An 18,216-nucleotide genomic window follows, 5' to 3' on the forward strand; every position below is an offset into this window, starting at 1 on the left:
GGGGACCCTCTGCGTGACCTCCGGCCCGGATGCACTGGGCTGCGCCAGCTCGCGGCGGGAGACCAGCACCTTGGGGGGGGGGGCGGGATCTGGCGCGGAGGGAGGCTCTGGAACATTGGTGGGCGCTTCATATACCACCGCTTCGGTAATGGTAACCTCCAGCGTCTGATAGGAACTGGCATCGCCAGCGGTACCCACCTGGAGCTTCAGACTTTGGCCAACTCCCTTGTAAGTCAGGCCGGTGAGCCGGACGGCATAGACCAGAGGGGCGGAGTCAGAGGAGGTCTTTTCCACCGAGAGGGAGCCGCCGGTAAAGCTGTCGTCCAGCTTTGTAATGTCCAGGGTTTTGGGATCGCCGGCCCCGGTGCCGTCGCCGGTATCCTTGACGGACACGGTGATGTTGACCGTATTGCCTTTGCTGATGCTGCCCACCGAGCGGCCGGAGGAATCGGTGACCTGGTAGCCGGTGATGTACAGATTGCTGCCCTCGGCGGCAAAGACTGCGGGCAGTGTCGCCGCCAGCATGGCCAGCAGCAGGAGCAGAGAAACGCCGGTGCGGAATAGGTTATGTTTCATGGGAAGATCTCTCCTTTGGATTGACTTTGTTGCTGACGATCTCGCCGTCGATGAGGGTGACGATCCGATTGGCGTAGGCCGCCATTTCCGGATCGTGGGTGACCAGAATGATGGTCTGGTGGTAGTCACGGGCAAAGGTGCAGATCATGTTCATGATCTCTACCGTGGTTTTGGAGTCCAGGTTGCCGGTGGGCTCGTCGGCAAAGACCACGTCGGGCCGGGCAATAAAGGCCCGGGCGATGCCCGCACGCTGCTGCTGACCGCCCGACATTTGGCGGGGAAAGTGGTCCAGCCGGTGGGCCAGCCCTACCCGGGTGAGTAGCTTGCGGGCGGCGGCCTCCCGCTGGGCTTTGGGTACCCCCCGGAACATCAGGGGGAGGGCCACATTTTCTGTGGCGGTCAGATTGGGCAGCAGGTTGTAGGATTGGAACACAAAGCCCAGATGCTGCTGCCGGAAGGCTGCCAGCTGGTTCTCGTTCAGCCGGGAGATGGGTACCCCGCCGATGAGGACCTCCCCACGGGTGGGCTTCTCCATACCGGCCAGCTGGTTGAGGAGGGTACTTTTGCCCGAGCCGGAGGTGCCGAAGATGCAGCAGATCTCCCCACGGGACACGCTTAAATTGATGCGCTTGAGTGCCACCACCGTCTCGTCGCCGATGGGGTACTCTTTGCGGACATTTTTCACTTCAATGATGGGGCGGCTGCGCAAATCAGGCCCATTCATAGGTGTTGCCCCCTTTCTGAATGGGAGTATACCCGACCACTCTTTATCCCTCGTGTGGGTTTGTTTAAGATTTGTAAAGGTAGGAGAAAGAAAAAAGACGCTCCGGACTGTTTCCAGTCCAGAGCGTCAAAAATTAGGTGGAGGTGGGCGGCTGCCACAGGGGAAGGGTGAGGAGAAATTCGGTGCCCTTCCCGGCGGCAGGACGGGTAGAGAGGGTAATAGAGCCGCCGTGCAGCTCCATGATACGGCGGGTGATGGACAGGCCCAGGCCGCTGCCCTGGCCGGAACGGGCATCGCTGCCCACCACAAAGGGCTCAAAAATAGATTTCATCCGCTGCGGGGGAATCCCTGCGCCGTTGTCCGCCACAGTGAGCAGAGCCTTGCCCTCGGTCTCGGTCAGCCGGAAGAAGAGCATGGTGCCCAGCCGGTTGTGGCGCAGAGCGTTGGACAGCAGATTATCCAGCACCCGGCGGAATTGCAGGGGGTCCAACTGGCAGCGCAGGGCCCGGTCGGGCAGATCAATGTCCAGCCCGAAGCCCGCCAGATCGATCTCGTCATATTTGTCTGCCAGATAGGCCCGCAGAAATTCGCACAGGTCGGTGGGCTCGGTGTGGAGCACAAACTCCGGATGCTCCACCTTGCTGTATTCATGGAAGGCGTCCACCAGCTCAGTGAGGGCGGCCGCCTTCCCCTGAATGGCCCGCAGATAGCGCTCCTGCTCCTCGGGGGGCACCTTGCCGTCGCAGATGGCGTCAATGTAGCCGGCAATGACGGTGATGGGAGTTTTGAGGTCGTGGGAGATGTCGGCAATCAGCTTCTGCCTGCCCTGATCCAGCCGCTGGCGCTCCGCTTCACTCTCGGCCAGCCGGTCGGAAAAACGGTCAAAGCTCTCCCCAATACGCCGGATCTCCCGGGTTCCGCCGCAGTCCCCCACCCGGACCATCCGGCCCTCGGACTGGGAGACCACCGCGTCGTTGAGCCTGCGCAGAGGCCGGCCGATCCGGCGGCTGAGCCACCAGATGAAGAGCCCTGCGCTGAGCAGGAACAGGGGGATAAAGAGGAGCCAAACCTTCCAGGAATCCTGATAGCGTTTCATGTAATCGGCGTCGCTGATCACCGCCTCACGCAGCAGAACGGTCATGGGCTCGTTGTCCTGATTGACAAAGACACCACGGGTAAGAAAGGCGTCGGAAAACCGCTTGCCGGACAGGTAGAGAAATTCCTGGGGCGTATAGACGGTCTTGCCCTCCTTCAGGCCGCCAAATATGACCTCATAGGAGCCATTCAGCACCATGGTGTCCACCGATCCGTCGCTCATGGACTGACGGATCACCAGATAGCGGGATTCTTTGTTCGCGTTGGACAACGCAAAGGTGGTAACGGCGGCATCTGCATCCCAGAGCTGGACGCAGTCCAGTTCACTGGGAGTGCAGAGCGGGTCAAACCCGAGATCGGAGGAGTAGACCAGCAGACCATCCCCGTCATAGACGGCAAAGGCGCTGCCTGTGTCGCCGGTATAGCGGGTCAGGCTCTGGTAATTGCCGGATAACAAGGCGCTGTCGGCCATCAGACCGGCCCAGTCCGCCGGTTGATAGAGCCGGGTCAGCCACTGATCCCACAGAGAAAAGATCCCGCCCACAATGACCAGCAGGGTGAGGGTAAACAGCAGGTAATTGCGTACCAGCAGGCCGAACAGGCTGCCGGGAACCGGTTTATTTTTCAAGCTTATACCCCAATCCTCTCACGGTAATGATATAGCGGGGGTCCTTCGGGTCGTCCTCCAGCTTGTCCCGCAGTTTGGAGATGTGGACCATCATGGTGTTGTCGTCCCCCTCAAAGTAGGGGCCCACCGCCCCCTCATACAGCTGGATCTTGGTGAAGATCCGGCCGGGGGAGCGCATGAGCAGGGCCAGGATCTTATATTCCATGGGGGTGAGAGCCACGGGGACGCCCCGTTTGGACAGCTGGCAGGTAACGGTATCCAGCGCCAGATCCCGGACCGTGAGCACATCCTGACCTGTCCGGCCTGCCCGGCGCAGCTGGGCCTTTACCCGGGCCACGATCTCCACCGGGTTAAAGGGCTTGGCGATGTAGTCGTCGGCTCCCAGATTCAGGCCCAGGATCTTGTCATTGTCCTGGCTTTTGGCGGACAGGATCAAAATGGGCAGCTGGCTGTACTGGCGCAGGGCGCGAGTCAGTTCAAACCCATTGAGGCCGGGCATCATGATATCCAGAATGGCCATGTCAGGGCTGTGGGTTCGGGCCAGCTCCAGCGCCTTGCTGCCGTCGTCCGCCTCCAGAACCCGAAAGCCTTCGCCCTCCAGATAGAGCCGCAGCAGGCCCCGGATATCCGCGTCGTCCTCGGCAATGAGAATTATAGGTGTCATGGACAGCGCCTCCTCGTGCTGTATTGTGCTCCCATTGTAACAGAGGAAGGCGGATTGGGAAAGTCCGGCCCGCGAAAAAAGCGGAGTCTTTACGAATCTTAAGACGTGAGGAACGAATAGAGCCCAGCGCCCAAAGAAATTTGCGGTTTTGTTGCAGTAGCAACAGACAAAATACCTAAAATCATATATGATTTAGACAACACAAGGAAAGCTGCAAAAAGCACAGGCCGTGGAGTGATCCACGGAACATAGAGAGGTGTATATGATGAAAAAGACCATCGTCAATCCCCGCAAAGCTGCCATCGTCGGCTGCGGTTTTGTAGGCTCCGCCACGGCCTTTGCCCTGATGCAGAGCCATCTGTTTTCCGAACTGGTGCTGCTGGACGTGAACTTCGACAAGGCCGATGGTGAGGCCAAGGACATTGCTCACGGCATCCCCTTTGCGGGGGCTATGAAAATCTATGCCGGTACCTATGACGATGTGGCGGATGCCGCTGTGGTCATTGTGACGGCGGGAGCCAATCAGAAGCCCAACGAGACCCGGCTGGATCTGGTCCACAAGAATGTAGCGATCTTCAAGAGCATCATCCCTGAGATCGCAAAGCGGGATTTCCAGGGCATCCTGCTCATTGTCTCCAATCCGGTTGATATCCTGACCTATACAGCCCTTAAGCTCAGCGGGCTGCCGGAGCACCGTGTGATTGGTTCTGGTACTGTGCTGGATACCGCCCGGCTCAAGTACCAGCTGGGGCAGCACCTCCATGTGGACAGCCGCAGTGTCCACGCCTTCATCATCGGTGAACACGGCGACAGCGAGATCGCCGCCTGGAGCAGCTCCAACGTCTCCGGTATCCCACTCAACGACTTCTGCGAGATGCGGGGACATTTCGACCACGCCTCTGCCATGAAGGAGATTGCCGAGAAGGTCAAGACCAGCGCCTATGAGATTATTGCCAAGAAGCAGGCTACCTACTATGGCATTGCCATGTCGGTAAAGCGGATCTGCGAGGTCATTGTCCGCAATGAGCGGTCTATCCTGCCGGTGTCCACCATGATGCACGGGGAGTACGGCATCGAGGGCATTGCACTGAGTATGCCCGCCATTGTAGGCTTGGACGGGGTGGAGACCCATGTGCCTATCGTGCTGGACCAGGAGGAGCAGGAGCAGCTGCGCCGCTCGGCGGAGACCCTGAAGCAGGTGGCTGCCACTCTGGAACTGTAATCGGAAATTATAAAGAATTCCTTTCTTTTTGCGGCTGGCACAACTTTCCGGCCTCGACGGGAGTCTAAGCATCGTAACACGGGCGGCAAGGTCTGCCCGGTGAATGCATCAATCCCAGACAGGGACAAAGAAAGGAACATGACTATGAAGCGGAAGATTTGCCTGGTTCTTACTCTGGTGCTTGTGATGTTTGCACTGAGCGCCTGCGGAAAGGCTGACAGCGGTAAAAAGGCGGACGATGGTTCCAGCCAGCCTCAGTCCACGGAGAAGGTAGAGGAAAAAAAGGTGAGCGGGATCATCAACCGGATGGGGGACTATCTGATGCTGCTTACCGGAGATGGTGAGTACCAGGTCATGGATTACGGCAAGGGCGTCAGTGTCGATGGATTTGCTGAGGGTGACTCGGTGGAGATTACTTATACCGGCGAGCTGGGGGTGGACGGCGCTGCTCCTGTGATTACCGCCATCAGCAAGGTGAAGTGAAGCGCACCCGTTGCGTTTGGACGGGATCTGTGGGATAATGGCTTGAAAACAGGCCTGTTCCCCGGTACAGGCCCAATGATGGAAAGGATGAAGTGGACTTTATGGACAATACCTACATTCGCTTTACAGACGATCTGGAGGCCCCCTACTCCGATCTGGTGGTGGTGGACGGGAAGTACCTCTACCTCTCCGGCCTGGTATCCGAGGATCTGGAGACCCAGGAGCTGGCCTGCGGCGACATCACCTTTGAGACCCGCCAGGTGCTGAACAACCTGGAGACTCTGCTCAAGCGTTACGGCTCCGACATGGACCATGTGGTGCGGATCGACGTGCTGCTGCGGGATTTTGCCGAGCGGGACGAGATGAACGCGGAGTATGTGCGCCACTTTGACCCCAAGCGGGTGCCTGCCCGGCTGTGCTACGGCAACGTAGGCCTGGCGGATAACTGCAAGATCGAGATCGCAGTCATTGCCGTCAAGTGCTGACCATTGATTGAGAGATAAAGCGCCCCCCGCGCCCGGTTTAACCGGGTGCGGGGGGCGCTGTTTGTTGGAGAGGGGCGTCAAGTGAAGTTCTGCTCCGCGGCCCATTCATAGGCAGCATAGTAGATCTCTTCGTCGGTGGCGATGGTGGGGAGGATGCCGCAGCGGCCCTCATAGGAGACGAGGTGGCACTGGCTCAAAATGCTGCTCAAGCGAGTGAACTTGGGAGAGCGGCAGTTGCCGTTAAAATCGTATAGCTGAAAAACTTTATAAACGTCATAAGGTCCATCTTCACCGTCCCAGTAAATCAGGATCATGTAGTTATCGGTATCAAAGATTGCTTTATCGTAGTCTACATCCAGAAGCGGCTGTAGATCAGGGCAGACGATATCAGACCATTGCCCGCCGGACACATTGGGATCAAGGGGGCTTAATGTAGCGTCAAACACGCCGTTTGCTTTGGTGGAACGGATGGAATCTACATTTCCGGTTGGCTGCGGAAGAGGAATGGGTTCAAAACCCTGGGGCGGGTCGGGAAGCGGATTGGGGATCAGGTCATATCGGTCCTCATAGCTGATCTCTGTCAGCAGATTCCCGGCATCGTCCATCAGACCGTAACGGTCATTTGATTTTACCAGGAATGTGCCCTGTTTTTCCTGAACGGGGCTGATCTCATCGTAAAGGCCCGAGACAGGATCGCCGTATTCGTTCAGAAGCTGCTGCTGGTGGGTATAGGTGTCGGGGATATCCACGCGCACTACATAGCGGAAGCTGCCGTCTGACATTTTGGAAATTTTAGAGATATCAGAAGGGTCGTAAGGCCGGAGGGTGATGATACACTCGCCGTTTTCATTATATACCCCAGTTGCCCCATGCGCTTGGGGCAGAGCGGAAAAATAATGGATGCCGTCTATTTGGCCCAAATACCTGGCATCCTCCAGATCTTCAAAAGTAAAATCATCCAGCCAGATGACGGACTCCATGATGTCGTTACCCTCGGCATCCAGATAGACCTCCTGCCAGTCCTCCTCACGGTAGGGGGTTACCTCCTCCAGGATCCAGCCGCCCTCATCATAGAAGATGTAGAGCAGCTGGTACTGCCGGGTGAACTGGCGGAACTGCTCCCCTCCTGTTACAGAGCAGTAGACGATGTCCTCCTTGTCCTTGGGATTGCTCTGCCGCTTGATGACTTCACAGCCGGTGTAAGGTATCTGGTCGGGGAGGGCGGCCTCCTCCCAACGGTTCAGGTCGGCCAGGATCTGCTCATCCTTGGGGGGAACGTCCAGCCAGGTGGACACCAGGGCCGGAGCGGAAGCATCCGGCTGGGGGGCGCTGCCGCCGGAAGGGCCGCCGCATCCGGCCAGCAGGCCCAGGCACAGGGTGCAGCCCAGCAGGGCGGCGGGAATGGCACGTGTTTTCATCTATCTCTCTCCTTTATGGAAATAGCGGTTGGGGGATCAGCCGGCCTGGTCGCCGTACTGGGCGTACAGCCGCCAGGCCAGCAGGATGGCCTGCTCCACGGAGCAGGGCTCCTGGGGAGAGAGGGCGGAGCCGTTGCCCTTCATGATACCGTTGGCGGCCAGGGCGCCCACGCCATCCGCCGCCCAGAGGGAGACGCTGGCGCGGTCGTTGTAGTCCTCAATGGAGCCGGCCTTGGGGGCCAGATCCACGCCGGTGGCGGTTTTGACGACGCCCACGGCCCGGTAGAGCATGGTGGCAATCTGCTCACGATTAGTGGTGAGGGTGGGGGCGAACTTGTCGCCGCCGGTGCCGGTGACGATGCCCGCCTGGCTGGCCTTGCGGACGGCCAGACTGTCGCTGTCGGAGAAGGTGCTTTCCGCCGCGGCGGGCAGCTCTTCCTTCTGAATGACCTCCACCAGGCGCACCGCCAGCTGGGCAAACTGCTCACGGGTGATCTCATCCTGGTAGGAAGGATCGCCGGTGAACTGGGGGATGAGGCCGGCGTCGGCGGCCTGCTTGATCTCCGACGCGGCCCAGCTGCTGGGGCTGCCCTCGGTGGGGATGTAGGGCAACTCGTCCGGGTTCACCACCTCGCCCTTGATGGCCAGGACCGGGGTGACCAGCATGACCAGGGCAGTCAGGGTACAAAGCAGTTTTTTCAACATGATGATTTCCTCCTGATATTAGAACTGGCTGATAAAGGCGGACAGCTTCTGGTCCAGATACTGGGCCCGCTGGATGATGGGCATATTCCTCGGTGGGGGAAACGGTGTCCTGGATGAGCAGCAGCCCGTCATGGAACTCAGGGCAGAAGTTCCAGTTGTCGGCGGAGTGCTCATAGATCCCCCGGTCGTTCAGGGGATATTTGTGCTGGGTCCAGAAGTCCAGGGTCTCCTGGTTGGGGGTGATGGTAAAGCCATCAGCCTCCATGGTGTAGGCCTGGGCCGGGATGGTCAGGGTGGTAATGGTCAGGACGATGGCGGCCAGGGTGCTGCCCAGGGTTCGTTTCATCCCTTTCGCTTCCTTTCACTTCAAATTACTGGGTGCTATTTTTGGGGGGAAGGGCTCAGCCCGCGGAGGCCTGAGTGAAGGTTACGTTGTAGAAGAAACCTTGGTATTCGACAGCATTCAAAAGATGCTCATTTTGATTGATCGTGATATACAGGTAATCACAGCCCCGGATGTTGGTGTGGACGGACACCGGCTCGTCCCCGGACTTAAGCTCATAGCTGTCGATGAGGTTTTTGGTGCCATACTGATCCACCGCATAGATGGACAATTCGGCGGTACGCTTGTCGGTCAGGTCGGATTGACGGGCCACAAATTCGCCGTTGAGTTCGGTGTACATCCCGTCCAGCTTCACGGTGCGGCCTGATCGATACAAATTAAAGGGAGCCTGGGTCTCATTCAGCAGGGTAAACTGAGCGTCTTTCCCGGTATAAGCCAGGGCGCTGCTGCTGTCATAGGGCTTCAGTTCGTCGGCTCGGACCACCTTACCCGCGCCGGGCTTTGTGCCGATGTACACGCTCTCGGTTTTGGGGTCCCACTCCACCGGCTTGTCGGTGAGCATCCCGGTGAGGGCACGGACGGGCAGGTAGGTGGTACCGGCGTAGATCAGAGGCTCCACCTCGTTGCCGTTGACGTCAGTGGGCACCTGCAGCTTACCGTCCACATAGAGGGAGATACCGCCCATGGAGACATTGATCTGCTTGAAAGCGGACATGGCGTAGGCAGGCAGGCCGCTGCCGGCGATGACGGCGGCAGCCAGCAGGCCGGCGCCAAAGCCCTTAATGGTGTTGTGATTGAATTTTTTCATGTCTGTTTCCTCCTGTTTTTCATGGTCAGGGTTGGTTTGCCACTCTCCATTTTAGTAATAATATTTCTAAAGTAAATAGAAATAGTAATAATAGTTCTAATTCATGCAACGGTCAAAATTATCCGTTATCATGAACCTGGGGTGAGTTCCTTGACCTTTGGAGAACGGCTGCGACAGCTGCGGGAGGAGCGGAACCTGACACAAAAAGCCATTGCCGGGATCATCGGCATATCTCCGCGCATGGTCAGCTTCTATGAGAGCGGTGCCCACTTCCCACGGGAGGAGGGGACGCTGCTCAAGCTGGCACAGTTTTTCGGGGTCTCCACCGACTACCTGCTGGGATATTCCGACGTGCGCTGCGGGGAACAGCTGCGTAAACTGAATCAGGCTTTTCAAGGGCTGCCCGAGGCGGAACGCGAAAGTCTGATGGATTATTTGGACTTTCTGTCCGCGAAACAGAAACGTCCGAAGCCTTGACCGCCCTTCGCCGTTCCGCCCCAACAGCGGTGTGAGTTGGTCCGCTCACGGAAAGTAAGACCTGCCGAATTGTCGGCAGGTTTTACTTTTCTGAAAAAATTTTAAAATTTCATTGCGGGGATTTTCTCCCTTTGCTATGATGGGGTGGCGAGGGAGGAGAGACTATGAAACTGATGGAGCAGGTGCATCTGGCCCAGCAGGGCGATTCGGAGGCCCAGACCGCCCTTTACGAGGCCATGTACAAGCGGGTCTACTACCTGGCTTTTCGCATGACCCGCAGCGCCGAGGACGCGGAGGACGCCGTGCAGGAGGCCTTTCTGTCCGCTTTCCGGGCCCTGCCCAATCTGGCCGACCCCAACGCCTTTGAGGGGTGGCTGTTTCAGATCACCGCCAACAAGTGCCGCAATGTACTGAGCAAGTCGGGGCGGTACACCCAGCTGCCGGAGGACGAGGACGGCAATACTATGCTGGACGAGCTGCCTGAGGAGAACGAGGGCCTCATTCCAGCCTCCGCCCTGGAAAACCGGGCTCAGCGGGAGATCATCCTCTCTATTATTGAGGCTTTGCCCCAGCAGCAGAAGGAGTGCGTGCTGCTGTTTTACTATTCCGAACTTACCGTGGCCCAGATCGCCCAGACCCTGGAGTGCTCCGAGGGCACGGTGAAGAGCAGGCTGAACTATGCCCGCAAAAAGCTGCGGGAAGGTATTCTGGAGACCGAGGAGCGGGACGGCATCCGCCTGCACACCCTGGCACCTCTGGGCTTGCTGTTCCTCAAGGATTTTCAGGAGTTGACCACCGGTATGACCGCTGCCGCTCTGGGCGGTACGGCGGCAGGAGCTGCTACGGCCGGTTCAGGCACCGCGGCCGCAGGTTCGGGTACCGCCGCGGGAGCAGCGGCCAAGACAGGACTGTTTGCCACTGTGAAGGCCAAGGTGATTGCGGGCGTGACGGCGGCCGCTCTGGTGGTGGGCGGCGGAGCGGTGATCCTGAGCCAGCCCAAGGCCCTGGCCTTTACCGACCCGGCTATGGAGGCCAACCTGCGGATACTGCTGGACAAGCCGGAGGGAGCCATCTATCCGGCGGATGTGGAGAACCTGTGCGACCTCTATATCTTTGATGACGGCATGGCCACTGAGACCGGGTATATGAGCCAGGCGGTGACCCAGGCGGAGAGTGGAACCACGGCGGTGAGCAGCCTGGCCGACTTGGAGCAGCTGCCCGGATTGAGGAGCCTCTACTATATGTCCGATGATCCAGCTCTGCTGGACACCCTGGGCCAGCTGTCAGGGCTGCGGGAGCTGATCGTCACAGGAGAAAATGTAAATGTGTCTGACTTCTCCTTTGTATCCGGTATGCCAAACCTGCAACATATTTCTGCCCGTGTGGCGGGAGGTGCTGACCTGGGTCCCTTGGAGGAATGTGTGACTCTGCGGAGACTTATGCTATGGTCGGAGGGAAGCATCGCCCTCAACGCCGGAAAGCTCACTGAACTGCAGGAACTGAATCTCTCGGGGAATCTGAATGGGATGCAGCCAGAGTCGACTTGTGTGCTGGAGTTGGACCAGCCATTGCCTCAGCTTCTGTCCCTGACACTTCAGGGTGGGGAACTGCCGTCCCTGGGAGTGCTGGCGAATACTCCAGCACTCCAGGACCTGGATCTGTATAGCAACAACCTGGGTCAATTGGATCTGGGTCCTATCGGCGGTCTAAAGGAGTTACGGGCTGTCAGTCTGATGGCCTCCTACGACCAGACCCTGGATCTGGCGTCTCTGGCCGACTGCCCGGCGCTGGAGGTCTACCTGGTCCCAAACGGCACGGTGCTTAACCCGCCGCCTCAGGCCGTTACCGATACAGAAAGCAGTTTGCCTCTTTATAACCAAGTGACACAAAGTGTCTATGATGAAATCTATGCCAGACAAGAAGAGCAATGGGAAGGACTGCATGAGTAAATAGAAAAAGGGCGCGCTGCAACTTGCAGCGCGCCCTTTTGACGTGTTTGACAATTATTCAATATCTCCCAGGAGAGCAATCACATTGCGGAAGACCAGCCGCAGGAAGAGCAGGCTCAAAATCAGGGAGGCTATCTCGGCAATGGGGAAGGCCCACCACACGGCGGTCACGTTTCCGGTAAAGGAGAGCAGGTAGGCGGCGGGGAGCAGCACTACCAGCTGGCGGACGATGGACATGATCATGCTCAGTACGCCGTTGCCCAGGGCCTGGAACGTGGAGGAGCAGATGATGTTGAAGCCGGCAAATACAAAGCACAGGCTGATGATCCGCAGGGCGGGCACGCCGATCCGCAGCATTTCCGCCGAGGCCTCAAACAGACCCAGAATGGGGGCGGCGAAAAATTGAATGATCACCAGGCCCACCAGCATGATGCCAACGGCCAGAATGGCACTGAAGCGCACGGTTTCCGTAAGACGCTTACGCTTCCGGGCACCAAAGTTGTAGGAGACGATGGGTACCATGCCGTTATTCAGGCCAAATACCGGCATGAATACAAAGCTCTGGAGCTTGAAGTAGACGTTGAATACAGCCACGGCGGTGGAAGTGGAGATGGCGCCCAGGATCAGGTTCATACCAAAGGTCATCACCGAGCTGATGGAGTTGAGTACGATGGTGGGGATACCAACGCTATAAATGCGTCCAATGATATGTCCGCGGGGGCGGAAACCCTTCAGTTTGGGCTGGATCTCATGGTTGTGGGTAATATTGAAGATCAGAGCCAAAATGGCGGCAACAATCTGGCCCAGCACGGTGGCGGCAGCAGCGCCGGCCACGCCCATCTCCGGGAAGGGGCCAATGCCAAAGATGAGGATGGGGTCCATAACGATGTTGATGACTGCGCCCACGCCCTGGGTGATCATGGTATAGAAGGTGCGTCCAGTGGACTGGAGCAGCCGCTCAAACATGATCTCCATAAAGAGACCAATGGAGAGCCCGGCGCAGATTCGCAGATAAGCCACGCCCTGGTTGACGATATCTGGGTCGTTGTTCTGTGCCAGGAAGAAGGGCTCGGCAAACACAACACCTGCAATGGAAAAGACCAGCATACTGAGGAAGGCCAGGAAAACGCCGTTCTCTGCGGTGCGGTTGGCCGTATCAAAGTCCTTGGCGCCCAGGCTGCGGGAGAGCAGGGCGTTGACGCCCACGCCGGTACCTACGCTGACGGCGATCATCAGGTTCTGATAGGGGAAGGCCATTCCCACGGCAGCCAGTGCGTTTTCGCTGACTTTGGCCACGAAGTAGCTGTCCACCACATTGTACAGAGCCTGCACCAGCATGGAGATCATCATGGGCAGGGACATGGAGAGGACCAGACGTTTGATGGGCATGACGCCCATTTTGTTTTCTTGCAGTTCTGACATAAAAACCTCCCAACCGAAAAGAGAGCCGCAGCGAACCGCTGCGGCAAAAAAGAATCCATTTCGTTGTTATTCTAATCGATTGTATATGGTTAGTCAATAGATTTTCAGTATACGAACCAGTTTTTCAGAGGCACCACCCTTTCTGCTCCGCAATATGATAGGTTGTGGGGGCCTGCACCGGCTGACGGTGAACCTCCACCCATTTCAAGTGACAGCGAGGAGCGTTATGATATGAGTACCATTACCTTGGATGCCCTTCGGGTGGGCCAGTGGGGCCAGGTAGCCGAGGTGCTGACCGAACCGGCCATGCGCCGGCGTTTGCTGGACCTGGGACTGGTACCGGGGACTGCAGTGAGCTGCACGGCAGTCAGCCCAGCGGGTGACCCGGCAGCCTATCTGATCCGTGGGGCGGTCATTGCTCTGCGGCGGCGGGATGCCAGGGGCGTCAGACTGGCAGGCGCGCCATGGGACTGACGCGTGCTGCCACAGGAGCGGGCGCGGCGGCAGTGCTCCAGCCGGTAGGGATCGACGGAGCGGAACGGGTGGTGGCACTGGCGGGCAATCCCAATGTGGGTAAGTCTACCCTGTTTAATGCACTGACCGGTCTGCGCCAGCACACCGGGAACTGGCCGGGCAAGACCGTAGCGGTGGCTCAAGGGCGATGCCAGTGGAATGGAAGGTCCTATACACTGGTGGATCTGCCGGGTACCTATTCTCTATTAGCCCACTCCGCTGAGGAGGAAGTGGCACGGGATTTTCTCTGCTTCGGTGGTGCTCAGGGTGCGGTGGTGGTGTGCGACGCCACCTGTCTGGAGCGCAATCTGAATCTGGTGTTCCAGACCCTGGAGCTGGAACCCAGGACCGTGGTGTGTGTCAACCTGCTGGACGAGGCTGCCCGCAAGCATATTACGGTGGATTTGGAGGCTTTGTCTGCCTATTTGGGCGTTCCAGTGGTTGGAAGTTCCGCCGGACGGGAGGAGGGTCTGGAGGATCTGATGGAAGCACTGGACCATCTGTTGGATGGAAAGGAGCCGCCCAAGCCCCGGCCGGTTTGTTATCCGCCTCAGGTGGAATTTGCCGCTGCCTCCCTCAAACCCCTTTTGGAATCCAGGCTCCAGGGTAAACTCCCTGTACGCTGGGCGGCGCTGCGGCTGCTGGAGGGAGATCCCACGCTTCCTTCCAGCCTGGCACGGCAGACAGGCTGGGACCCGGAGAAGGACCAGGAACTTCAAGCCGCGTTGACCAGGGCCAGGGAGCTGCTGGCCCACAGCGGGATAACGGACCTGAGCGATCAGCTGGCGGCCAGCCTGGTCCATGCAGCCCACCAGGCCGCCCAAGAGGCCCTGCCCCAGGGTGTGGCTGCTGCAGGGGGGGAACGGCTGGATCGATTGCTTACCGCCAGGGCCACCGGTATTCCCGCCATGCTGCTTCTGCTGGCGGCTGTGCTGTGGCTCACCATAGAGGGGGCTAACTATCCCTCTCAGATGCTTTCCGATGGGCTGTTCTGGATTCAGGATCGACTTACCGACCTGTTTGTCTGGCTCAATGCTCCGGAGTGGCTCCACGGGGCGCTGGTCCTAGGCGTATACCGGGTGCTGGCCTGGGTGATCAGCGTCATGCTGCCCCCTATGGCCATCTTCTTTCCCCTTTTTACATTGCTGGAGGATTTTGGATATCTTCCTCGGGTGGCTTTTTTGCTGGATCATGCGTTTCAAAAAGCCAAAGCCTGTGGCAAGCAGGCCCTGACCATGTGAGTAGTATATATAATTTTGCAAATTGCTATTTACAGCCTCCAATGGAGCTGAATCGACTGGCCGTCAATAGTTACCCGATCCAGAAGGCCGGCCAGCAGTGCACGTTTGCGGTCTGTGTCCCCACCGGCAAAGCCCTGCCGGTAGTCCTCTACGGCAGCAAGAAACAGATCTTTGGCGGGCACCTCATCCGGAGCGTTGAGCTGCGATTCCAGCGCAGCCTTTTGTGCCGACAGATCGTTGACCCTCTGGGTGATAGATGCCATGGGAATGGAGCCGACCTGATATAGCTCGATCAGACGCTCGATCTGCCGCTCCAGCTCCGCGCAGGTGCGGCGCAGCTTTTCCTTGTCAACGCGTACTGTCTTGGCGGCGTCGGCAGCCATAATCGCGTGATCTACGGCAGCGGAGCTGGATACCATCGCATCTACCTGCTGACATACCAGGTGATCCAATGTGCTGATCTCCCAGTTGTCATTTTTGCAGTCTGGGTCACGCACAAATTTGGGGCTGCTTTTGGCTCTGGAATAGCATTTGTAGTATCCATGGTTGGCTGAGTACCGGGCTCCGCAGCGGCCGCAGTACAGCAGGCCTGAGAGCAGGTAGCCCGCCCGGAAAGGGTTGCGCTGGGATGTTGTTTTTGCTGCCTCACGGGACAGGCTGTTGAGCAGTTGGTTGGCGGCGGTAAAGACACGCTTCTCCACAATGGGCTGATGTATTCCATCATACTCTTGCCCCATGAAATGGACCTTCCCGATATAGAGACTGTTCTTCAGCACGTTGCGCACCTTTGCAGCTGTCCACTTTGTGGTGTACTTTGTGGATAAAATATGCCAGATTGCGTTGATGGACTTCCCGGCCAGGAAGAGGTCAAAGGCCTCCCGGACCTGTATAGCCTCGTACTCATTGACGGTAAGGACGCCGTCGGCATAGGTATAGCCGGTGGGTGCGTTGCCGCCGCCATGGAAGTACCCGGCCTTGCCCCGGCCGATCCGGCCCATGGTAAAGCGCTCGGTGATTTGATCCTTCTCCAGCTGGGCAAAGACGGACAGTATTCCGATCATGGCCCGGCCGAAGGGGGTGGAAGTGTCGAAGTTCTCATTGATGGAGACAAAATCAGTGCCGTGGGCCAGCAGCTCGTCCTCAATGAGGGTGAGGGTATCCTTCTGAGAGCGGCTGAGCCGGTCCAGCTTGTAAACCACTACAGCGTCCACATGGGTCTCCCGGATCTGCGCCAGCATGGTCTGAAGGGCAGGCCGGTCCGTGTTCCCGCCGGAGTATCCCCCGTCTATATAGGTGTGCAGCAGCACCCAGCCCTTGGCGGCACAATAGGACTCCAGCCGGGCGGTCTGCTCCTCGATGGAGTAGTTCTCCAGCTGGTTCTCGGTGGAAACTCTGGCATAGCCGAATACCATCATTTTGTCCTTGGACACTTGGAGTCCTCCTTATCTTAATATCAATGGTCTATATTTGGCGTCTTTAAAAGATTTTGAACTTGGGTGTATCTCAATGTGCAACTTTTAGTAATGCTACACCATAAGTGAGGGACAGCGTCAAATGCCATCATTGAAATAGTGTGATTAAAAAAGTCAACAATAAGCTAACAAGAACTTCGTAGAATTTCCCAGTGTTTTTTTTGGCTATTCTGCTGCTATAATATAAACGTTGCATAGTAAAGGAGGTGCGGTTATGGCTACAAAGAGCATCCTGAAAGATGTCCGCTTCCGGGACAAGTCGCTATGCCGCGGTTTTGCTGCAGCACTTGAGTCCTCAAAGAGAAAAAAGTATAAAAAGGTGCGGTTGTCCAGAACGTGCCAGATCATTCCTCAAAATATGGTTGAAGAATTTTTTGTGGATAAGTAATGACAGCCTATAGGATTATGAACTTGTTTACAGTATATTATGAATATATTAAGCCGGATTTTGTTATCACAAAATTTAACAAATTCACACAAGTGTCTTTGTACAATAAACCAGTGGTTAACTATGTGCAAAACTGATATAATAACAATGCAGAGGGAGGTACCCTCTGCCAGATAAGAATTTGACTCTCCGTCATCTTCGTCTGCCCATCGTCATTGCCGCCTGTCTCCGGGCGACTCACAAATACGGGACTTGCTTTAGATTGCCCCCTGCCTGTCCGGGGACTCATAAATAGGCGGCTTGAAAAGCCTCCCTGCGATCCTCCGTAGGGAGGCTTCCCCATTTACGGCGAAAGAGAGAATGTGAAGATGCAGGTAGAGACAAGCGGCAGCTTATCAATAAACGTAAGAATGCTGAGTATCTTGTATAACACTTTTGAGGCCGGGGCATGAGCCCCGGCTCATTTTGCTTAAAGATACCGCCGAAGTACCTCGGCCAGCTGGTCGTGGTAATCTCTCAGGTCATAAATATCTGTCAGGGGATATTTGGTTTCCTTCTTGTTCTCATCGGGGATAATCAGCATTTTCTGACTATCCGTCAGCCGCAAACGGCAGATCCACTTTCTGGTGTTGGCCTTATAAAGAATATTGATGTACGACTCAGTATCCTTGTAAGTAATATCATGGATGCTGACCAGGTCGGAGAGCAGATTCTTGATGATGAAAAATGCCTCCAGCTCCTCCTCGGTGGTCACGATATTAGATTCCCTTTTCTCCGGGGCGGGTTCCTCATCCGGGGGAGCGGACGTGTCATCGACCGGCTTGGTGTCATTGATGGAGACATTGCCGCCACTACCGCCCAAGGCAGTTTTGATCTTATCATTCATCATTTCACTGACCAAATCATTTAGCGCTTTTTTCAGGATGGGCCTAAACTTTTCCAGCACATTTTGGGTCTTGGGGGCAGAATAGCAATCTTGAAGGAAAAATCGGATTAGATCATCAGATGGATTGTTCAGCTGAGCGGTAAAGATATCCTTAAACTCATGCACATATTTCAGCTCTGAGGCTGTGCTGAAAATCGAATCAATATCAAAAATAGATTTACAGAATTTTTTTAGCTCTGGGACTTGGTTCTCACGAATATCAAGAATATTGACCGTCAAAAAAGGATCGTCATCCATTTTATTGGGGTTGTCCAGGTCAGTATAGAAGCGATAGATTACGCCGTTGGTGAGGATGGCGAACTTTGCTGTGGTGGTCCCAAAGTAGCGGAACAACTGGGAGTCGTGCCGGTCCAAGTTCTCGGAAATGGACTTGCACTCCACAAGAATCACGGGATTTCCGTCCTTAATGATGGCGTAATCAACCTTCTCGCCCTTTTTGATCCCAACATCAGCAGTGAATTCTGGTACAAACTCCTGTGGATTAAAGACGTCATAACCGAGCATGGAAAAGAACGGCATGATGATAGCGGTCTTAGTGGCTTCCTCTGTCTGGATGGAGTCCTTCATACTTTCGACTCGTTTTGAAAACTGCTTCAGTTGATCGATGAAATCCATAGACACACACTCCTCTTTCTCTTTTTTGTGGGCTAATTCCAT

The 18,216-nt window shown here is 56.6% G+C and carries 17 protein-coding genes and 1 pseudogene; 8 read left to right on the forward strand and 10 right to left on the reverse strand.

The features are described 5' to 3' along the window. The 4 genes and pseudogenes from B5G40_RS13445 to B5G40_RS13460 form a co-directional block, all read right to left on the reverse strand. Window positions 1–576: pseudogene (locus tag B5G40_RS13445) on the reverse strand (hypothetical protein); the annotation flags it as partial. Then, on the reverse strand, window positions 566–1,300 hold the full coding sequence (locus B5G40_RS13450) for an ABC transporter ATP-binding protein (RefSeq protein ID WP_087187513.1): 735 nt from the start codon (window positions 1,298–1,300) through the stop codon (window positions 566–568). The gene B5G40_RS13450 and the pseudogene B5G40_RS13445, both read right to left, overlap by 11 nt. Before the next feature lie 133 nt (window positions 1,301–1,433). Then, window positions 1,434–3,023 carry a sensor histidine kinase gene (locus B5G40_RS13455; protein WP_087399989.1) on the reverse strand — a complete coding sequence of 530 codons (1,590 nt, stop codon included), beginning with the start codon at window positions 3,021–3,023 and terminating at the stop codon, window positions 1,434–1,436. Then, window positions 3,013–3,687 carry a response regulator transcription factor gene (locus B5G40_RS13460; RefSeq protein ID WP_087270998.1) on the reverse strand — a complete coding sequence of 225 codons (675 nt, stop codon included), beginning with the start codon at window positions 3,685–3,687 and terminating at the stop codon, window positions 3,013–3,015. The genes B5G40_RS13455 and B5G40_RS13460 overlap by 11 nt, the downstream gene beginning before the upstream one ends. A gap of 265 nt (window positions 3,688–3,952) precedes the next feature. On the opposite strand from B5G40_RS13460, the gene B5G40_RS13465 reads away from it, so the two are divergent. The 3 genes from B5G40_RS13465 (at window position 3,953) to B5G40_RS13475 (ending at window position 5,877) form a co-directional block, all read left to right on the forward strand. Continuing rightward, complete coding sequence (locus tag B5G40_RS13465; RefSeq protein ID WP_087270995.1) at window positions 3,953–4,909, forward strand: L-lactate dehydrogenase; 957 nt, start codon at window positions 3,953–3,955, stop codon at window positions 4,907–4,909. Between the two features lie 144 nt (window positions 4,910–5,053). Beyond that, a complete protein-coding gene (locus B5G40_RS13470; RefSeq protein ID WP_087399991.1) occupies window positions 5,054–5,392 on the forward strand; it encodes a hypothetical protein in 339 nt (112 codons plus the stop codon). A gap of 101 nt (window positions 5,393–5,493) precedes the next feature. Then, window positions 5,494–5,877 carry a RidA family protein gene (locus B5G40_RS13475; RefSeq protein WP_143383421.1) on the forward strand — a complete coding sequence of 128 codons (384 nt, stop codon included), beginning with the start codon at window positions 5,494–5,496 and terminating at the stop codon, window positions 5,875–5,877. A 77-nt stretch (window positions 5,878–5,954) separates the two neighbouring features. On the opposite strand, the gene B5G40_RS13480 is transcribed toward B5G40_RS13475, so the two are convergent. From B5G40_RS13480 to B5G40_RS13495, 3 genes are all read right to left on the reverse strand, one after another. Then, window positions 5,955–7,295 (reverse strand): hypothetical protein, encoded by a 1,341-nt coding sequence (locus B5G40_RS13480; RefSeq protein ID WP_087399995.1) that lies wholly within the window; start codon window positions 7,293–7,295, stop codon window positions 5,955–5,957. A 36-nt stretch (window positions 7,296–7,331) separates the two neighbouring features. Further along, on the reverse strand, window positions 7,332–8,000 hold the full coding sequence (locus B5G40_RS13485; RefSeq protein ID WP_087399997.1) for an S-layer homology domain-containing protein: 669 nt from the start codon (window positions 7,998–8,000) through the stop codon (window positions 7,332–7,334). Between the two features lie 401 nt (window positions 8,001–8,401). After that, the gene (locus B5G40_RS13495) at window positions 8,402–9,151 is read right to left on the reverse strand and encodes a hypothetical protein (RefSeq protein ID WP_087400001.1); all 750 of its coding nucleotides are present in this window, start codon (window positions 9,149–9,151) and stop codon (window positions 8,402–8,404) included. A 150-nt stretch (window positions 9,152–9,301) separates the two neighbouring features. Here B5G40_RS13495 and B5G40_RS13500 point away from each other — a divergent pair, with 150 nt between their 5' ends. Next, window positions 9,302–9,628 carry a helix-turn-helix domain-containing protein gene (locus B5G40_RS13500; RefSeq protein WP_158099541.1) on the forward strand — a complete coding sequence of 109 codons (327 nt, stop codon included), beginning with the start codon at window positions 9,302–9,304 and terminating at the stop codon, window positions 9,626–9,628. 164 nt (window positions 9,629–9,792) lie between these two features. Then, on the forward strand, window positions 9,793–11,577 hold the full coding sequence (locus tag B5G40_RS13505; RefSeq protein WP_087400005.1) for an RNA polymerase sigma factor: 1,785 nt from the start codon (window positions 9,793–9,795) through the stop codon (window positions 11,575–11,577). Window positions 11,578–11,631: 54 nt separating this feature from the next. Here the strand turns inward: B5G40_RS13505 and B5G40_RS13510 are convergent, their stop codons facing one another. Next, window positions 11,632–12,999: an MATE family efflux transporter gene (locus tag B5G40_RS13510; RefSeq protein ID WP_087400007.1), complete on the reverse strand. Its 1,368-nt coding sequence runs from the start codon at window positions 12,997–12,999 to the stop codon at window positions 11,632–11,634. A gap of 231 nt (window positions 13,000–13,230) precedes the next feature. Between B5G40_RS13510 and B5G40_RS13515 the strand changes: the two genes are divergently transcribed. After that, window positions 13,231–13,473, forward strand: coding sequence for a FeoA family protein (locus B5G40_RS13515; protein WP_087187506.1), 243 nt, complete (start codon window positions 13,231–13,233; stop codon window positions 13,471–13,473). Beyond that, window positions 13,464–14,753, forward strand: a complete 1,290-nt coding sequence (locus B5G40_RS13520; RefSeq protein ID WP_087400009.1) for a FeoB small GTPase domain-containing protein — start codon at window positions 13,464–13,466, stop codon at window positions 14,751–14,753. Before B5G40_RS13515 ends, B5G40_RS13520 begins: the two co-directional genes overlap by 10 nt. A 29-nt stretch (window positions 14,754–14,782) precedes the next feature. Here the strand turns inward: B5G40_RS13520 and B5G40_RS13525 are convergent, their stop codons facing one another. After that, window positions 14,783–16,183: a recombinase family protein gene (locus B5G40_RS13525; protein ID WP_242959435.1), complete on the reverse strand. Its 1,401-nt coding sequence runs from the start codon at window positions 16,181–16,183 to the stop codon at window positions 14,783–14,785. Window positions 16,184–16,439: 256 nt separating this feature from the next. Here B5G40_RS13525 and B5G40_RS17105 point away from each other — a divergent pair, with 256 nt between their 5' ends. Then, complete coding sequence (locus tag B5G40_RS17105) at window positions 16,440–16,613, forward strand: hypothetical protein (protein WP_164496954.1); 174 nt, start codon at window positions 16,440–16,442, stop codon at window positions 16,611–16,613. A 469-nt stretch (window positions 16,614–17,082) separates the two neighbouring features. Here B5G40_RS17105 and B5G40_RS13530 read toward each other — a convergent pair whose 3' ends face one another. After that, window positions 17,083–18,174 carry a type I restriction endonuclease gene (locus B5G40_RS13530; RefSeq protein ID WP_087400011.1) on the reverse strand — a complete coding sequence of 364 codons (1,092 nt, stop codon included), beginning with the start codon at window positions 18,172–18,174 and terminating at the stop codon, window positions 17,083–17,085. Window positions 18,175–18,216: the final 42 nt, after the last annotated feature.

This window comes from Flavonifractor sp. An9, from assembly GCF_002161245.1.
Classification (GTDB): Bacteria; Bacillota; Clostridia; order Oscillospirales; family Oscillospiraceae; genus Flavonifractor; species Flavonifractor avicola.

What these genes read in the sequence shown, in the direction of transcription:
- B5G40_RS13450 (WP_087187513.1), bottom strand. Translation starts at nt 1,300, where the DNA reads ATGAATGGGCCTGATTTGCGCAGCCGCCCCATCATTGAAGTGAAAAAT.
- B5G40_RS13460 (WP_087270998.1), bottom strand. Translation starts at nt 3,687, where the DNA reads ATGACACCTATAATTCTCATTGCCGAGGACGACGCGGATATCCGGGGC.
- B5G40_RS13465 (WP_087270995.1), top strand. Translation starts at nt 3,953, where the DNA reads ATGAAAAAGACCATCGTCAATCCCCGCAAAGCTGCCATCGTCGGCTGC.
- B5G40_RS13470 (WP_087399991.1), top strand. Translation starts at nt 5,054, where the DNA reads ATGAAGCGGAAGATTTGCCTGGTTCTTACTCTGGTGCTTGTGATGTTT.
- B5G40_RS13475 (WP_143383421.1), top strand. Translation starts at nt 5,494, where the DNA reads ATGGACAATACCTACATTCGCTTTACAGACGATCTGGAGGCCCCCTAC.
- B5G40_RS13480 (WP_087399995.1), bottom strand. Translation starts at nt 7,295, where the DNA reads ATGAAAACACGTGCCATTCCCGCCGCCCTGCTGGGCTGCACCCTGTGC.
- B5G40_RS13485 (WP_087399997.1), bottom strand. Translation starts at nt 8,000, where the DNA reads ATGTTGAAAAAACTGCTTTGTACCCTGACTGCCCTGGTCATGCTGGTC.
- B5G40_RS13495 (WP_087400001.1), bottom strand. Translation starts at nt 9,151, where the DNA reads ATGAAAAAATTCAATCACAACACCATTAAGGGCTTTGGCGCCGGCCTG.
- B5G40_RS13505 (WP_087400005.1), top strand. Translation starts at nt 9,793, where the DNA reads ATGAAACTGATGGAGCAGGTGCATCTGGCCCAGCAGGGCGATTCGGAG.
- B5G40_RS13510 (WP_087400007.1), bottom strand. Translation starts at nt 12,999, where the DNA reads ATGTCAGAACTGCAAGAAAACAAAATGGGCGTCATGCCCATCAAACGT.
- B5G40_RS13515 (WP_087187506.1), top strand. Translation starts at nt 13,231, where the DNA reads ATGAGTACCATTACCTTGGATGCCCTTCGGGTGGGCCAGTGGGGCCAG.
- B5G40_RS13520 (WP_087400009.1), top strand. Translation starts at nt 13,464, where the DNA reads ATGGGACTGACGCGTGCTGCCACAGGAGCGGGCGCGGCGGCAGTGCTC.
- B5G40_RS17105 (WP_164496954.1), top strand. Translation starts at nt 16,440, where the DNA reads ATGGCTACAAAGAGCATCCTGAAAGATGTCCGCTTCCGGGACAAGTCG.
- B5G40_RS13530 (WP_087400011.1), bottom strand. Translation starts at nt 18,174, where the DNA reads ATGGATTTCATCGATCAACTGAAGCAGTTTTCAAAACGAGTCGAAAGT.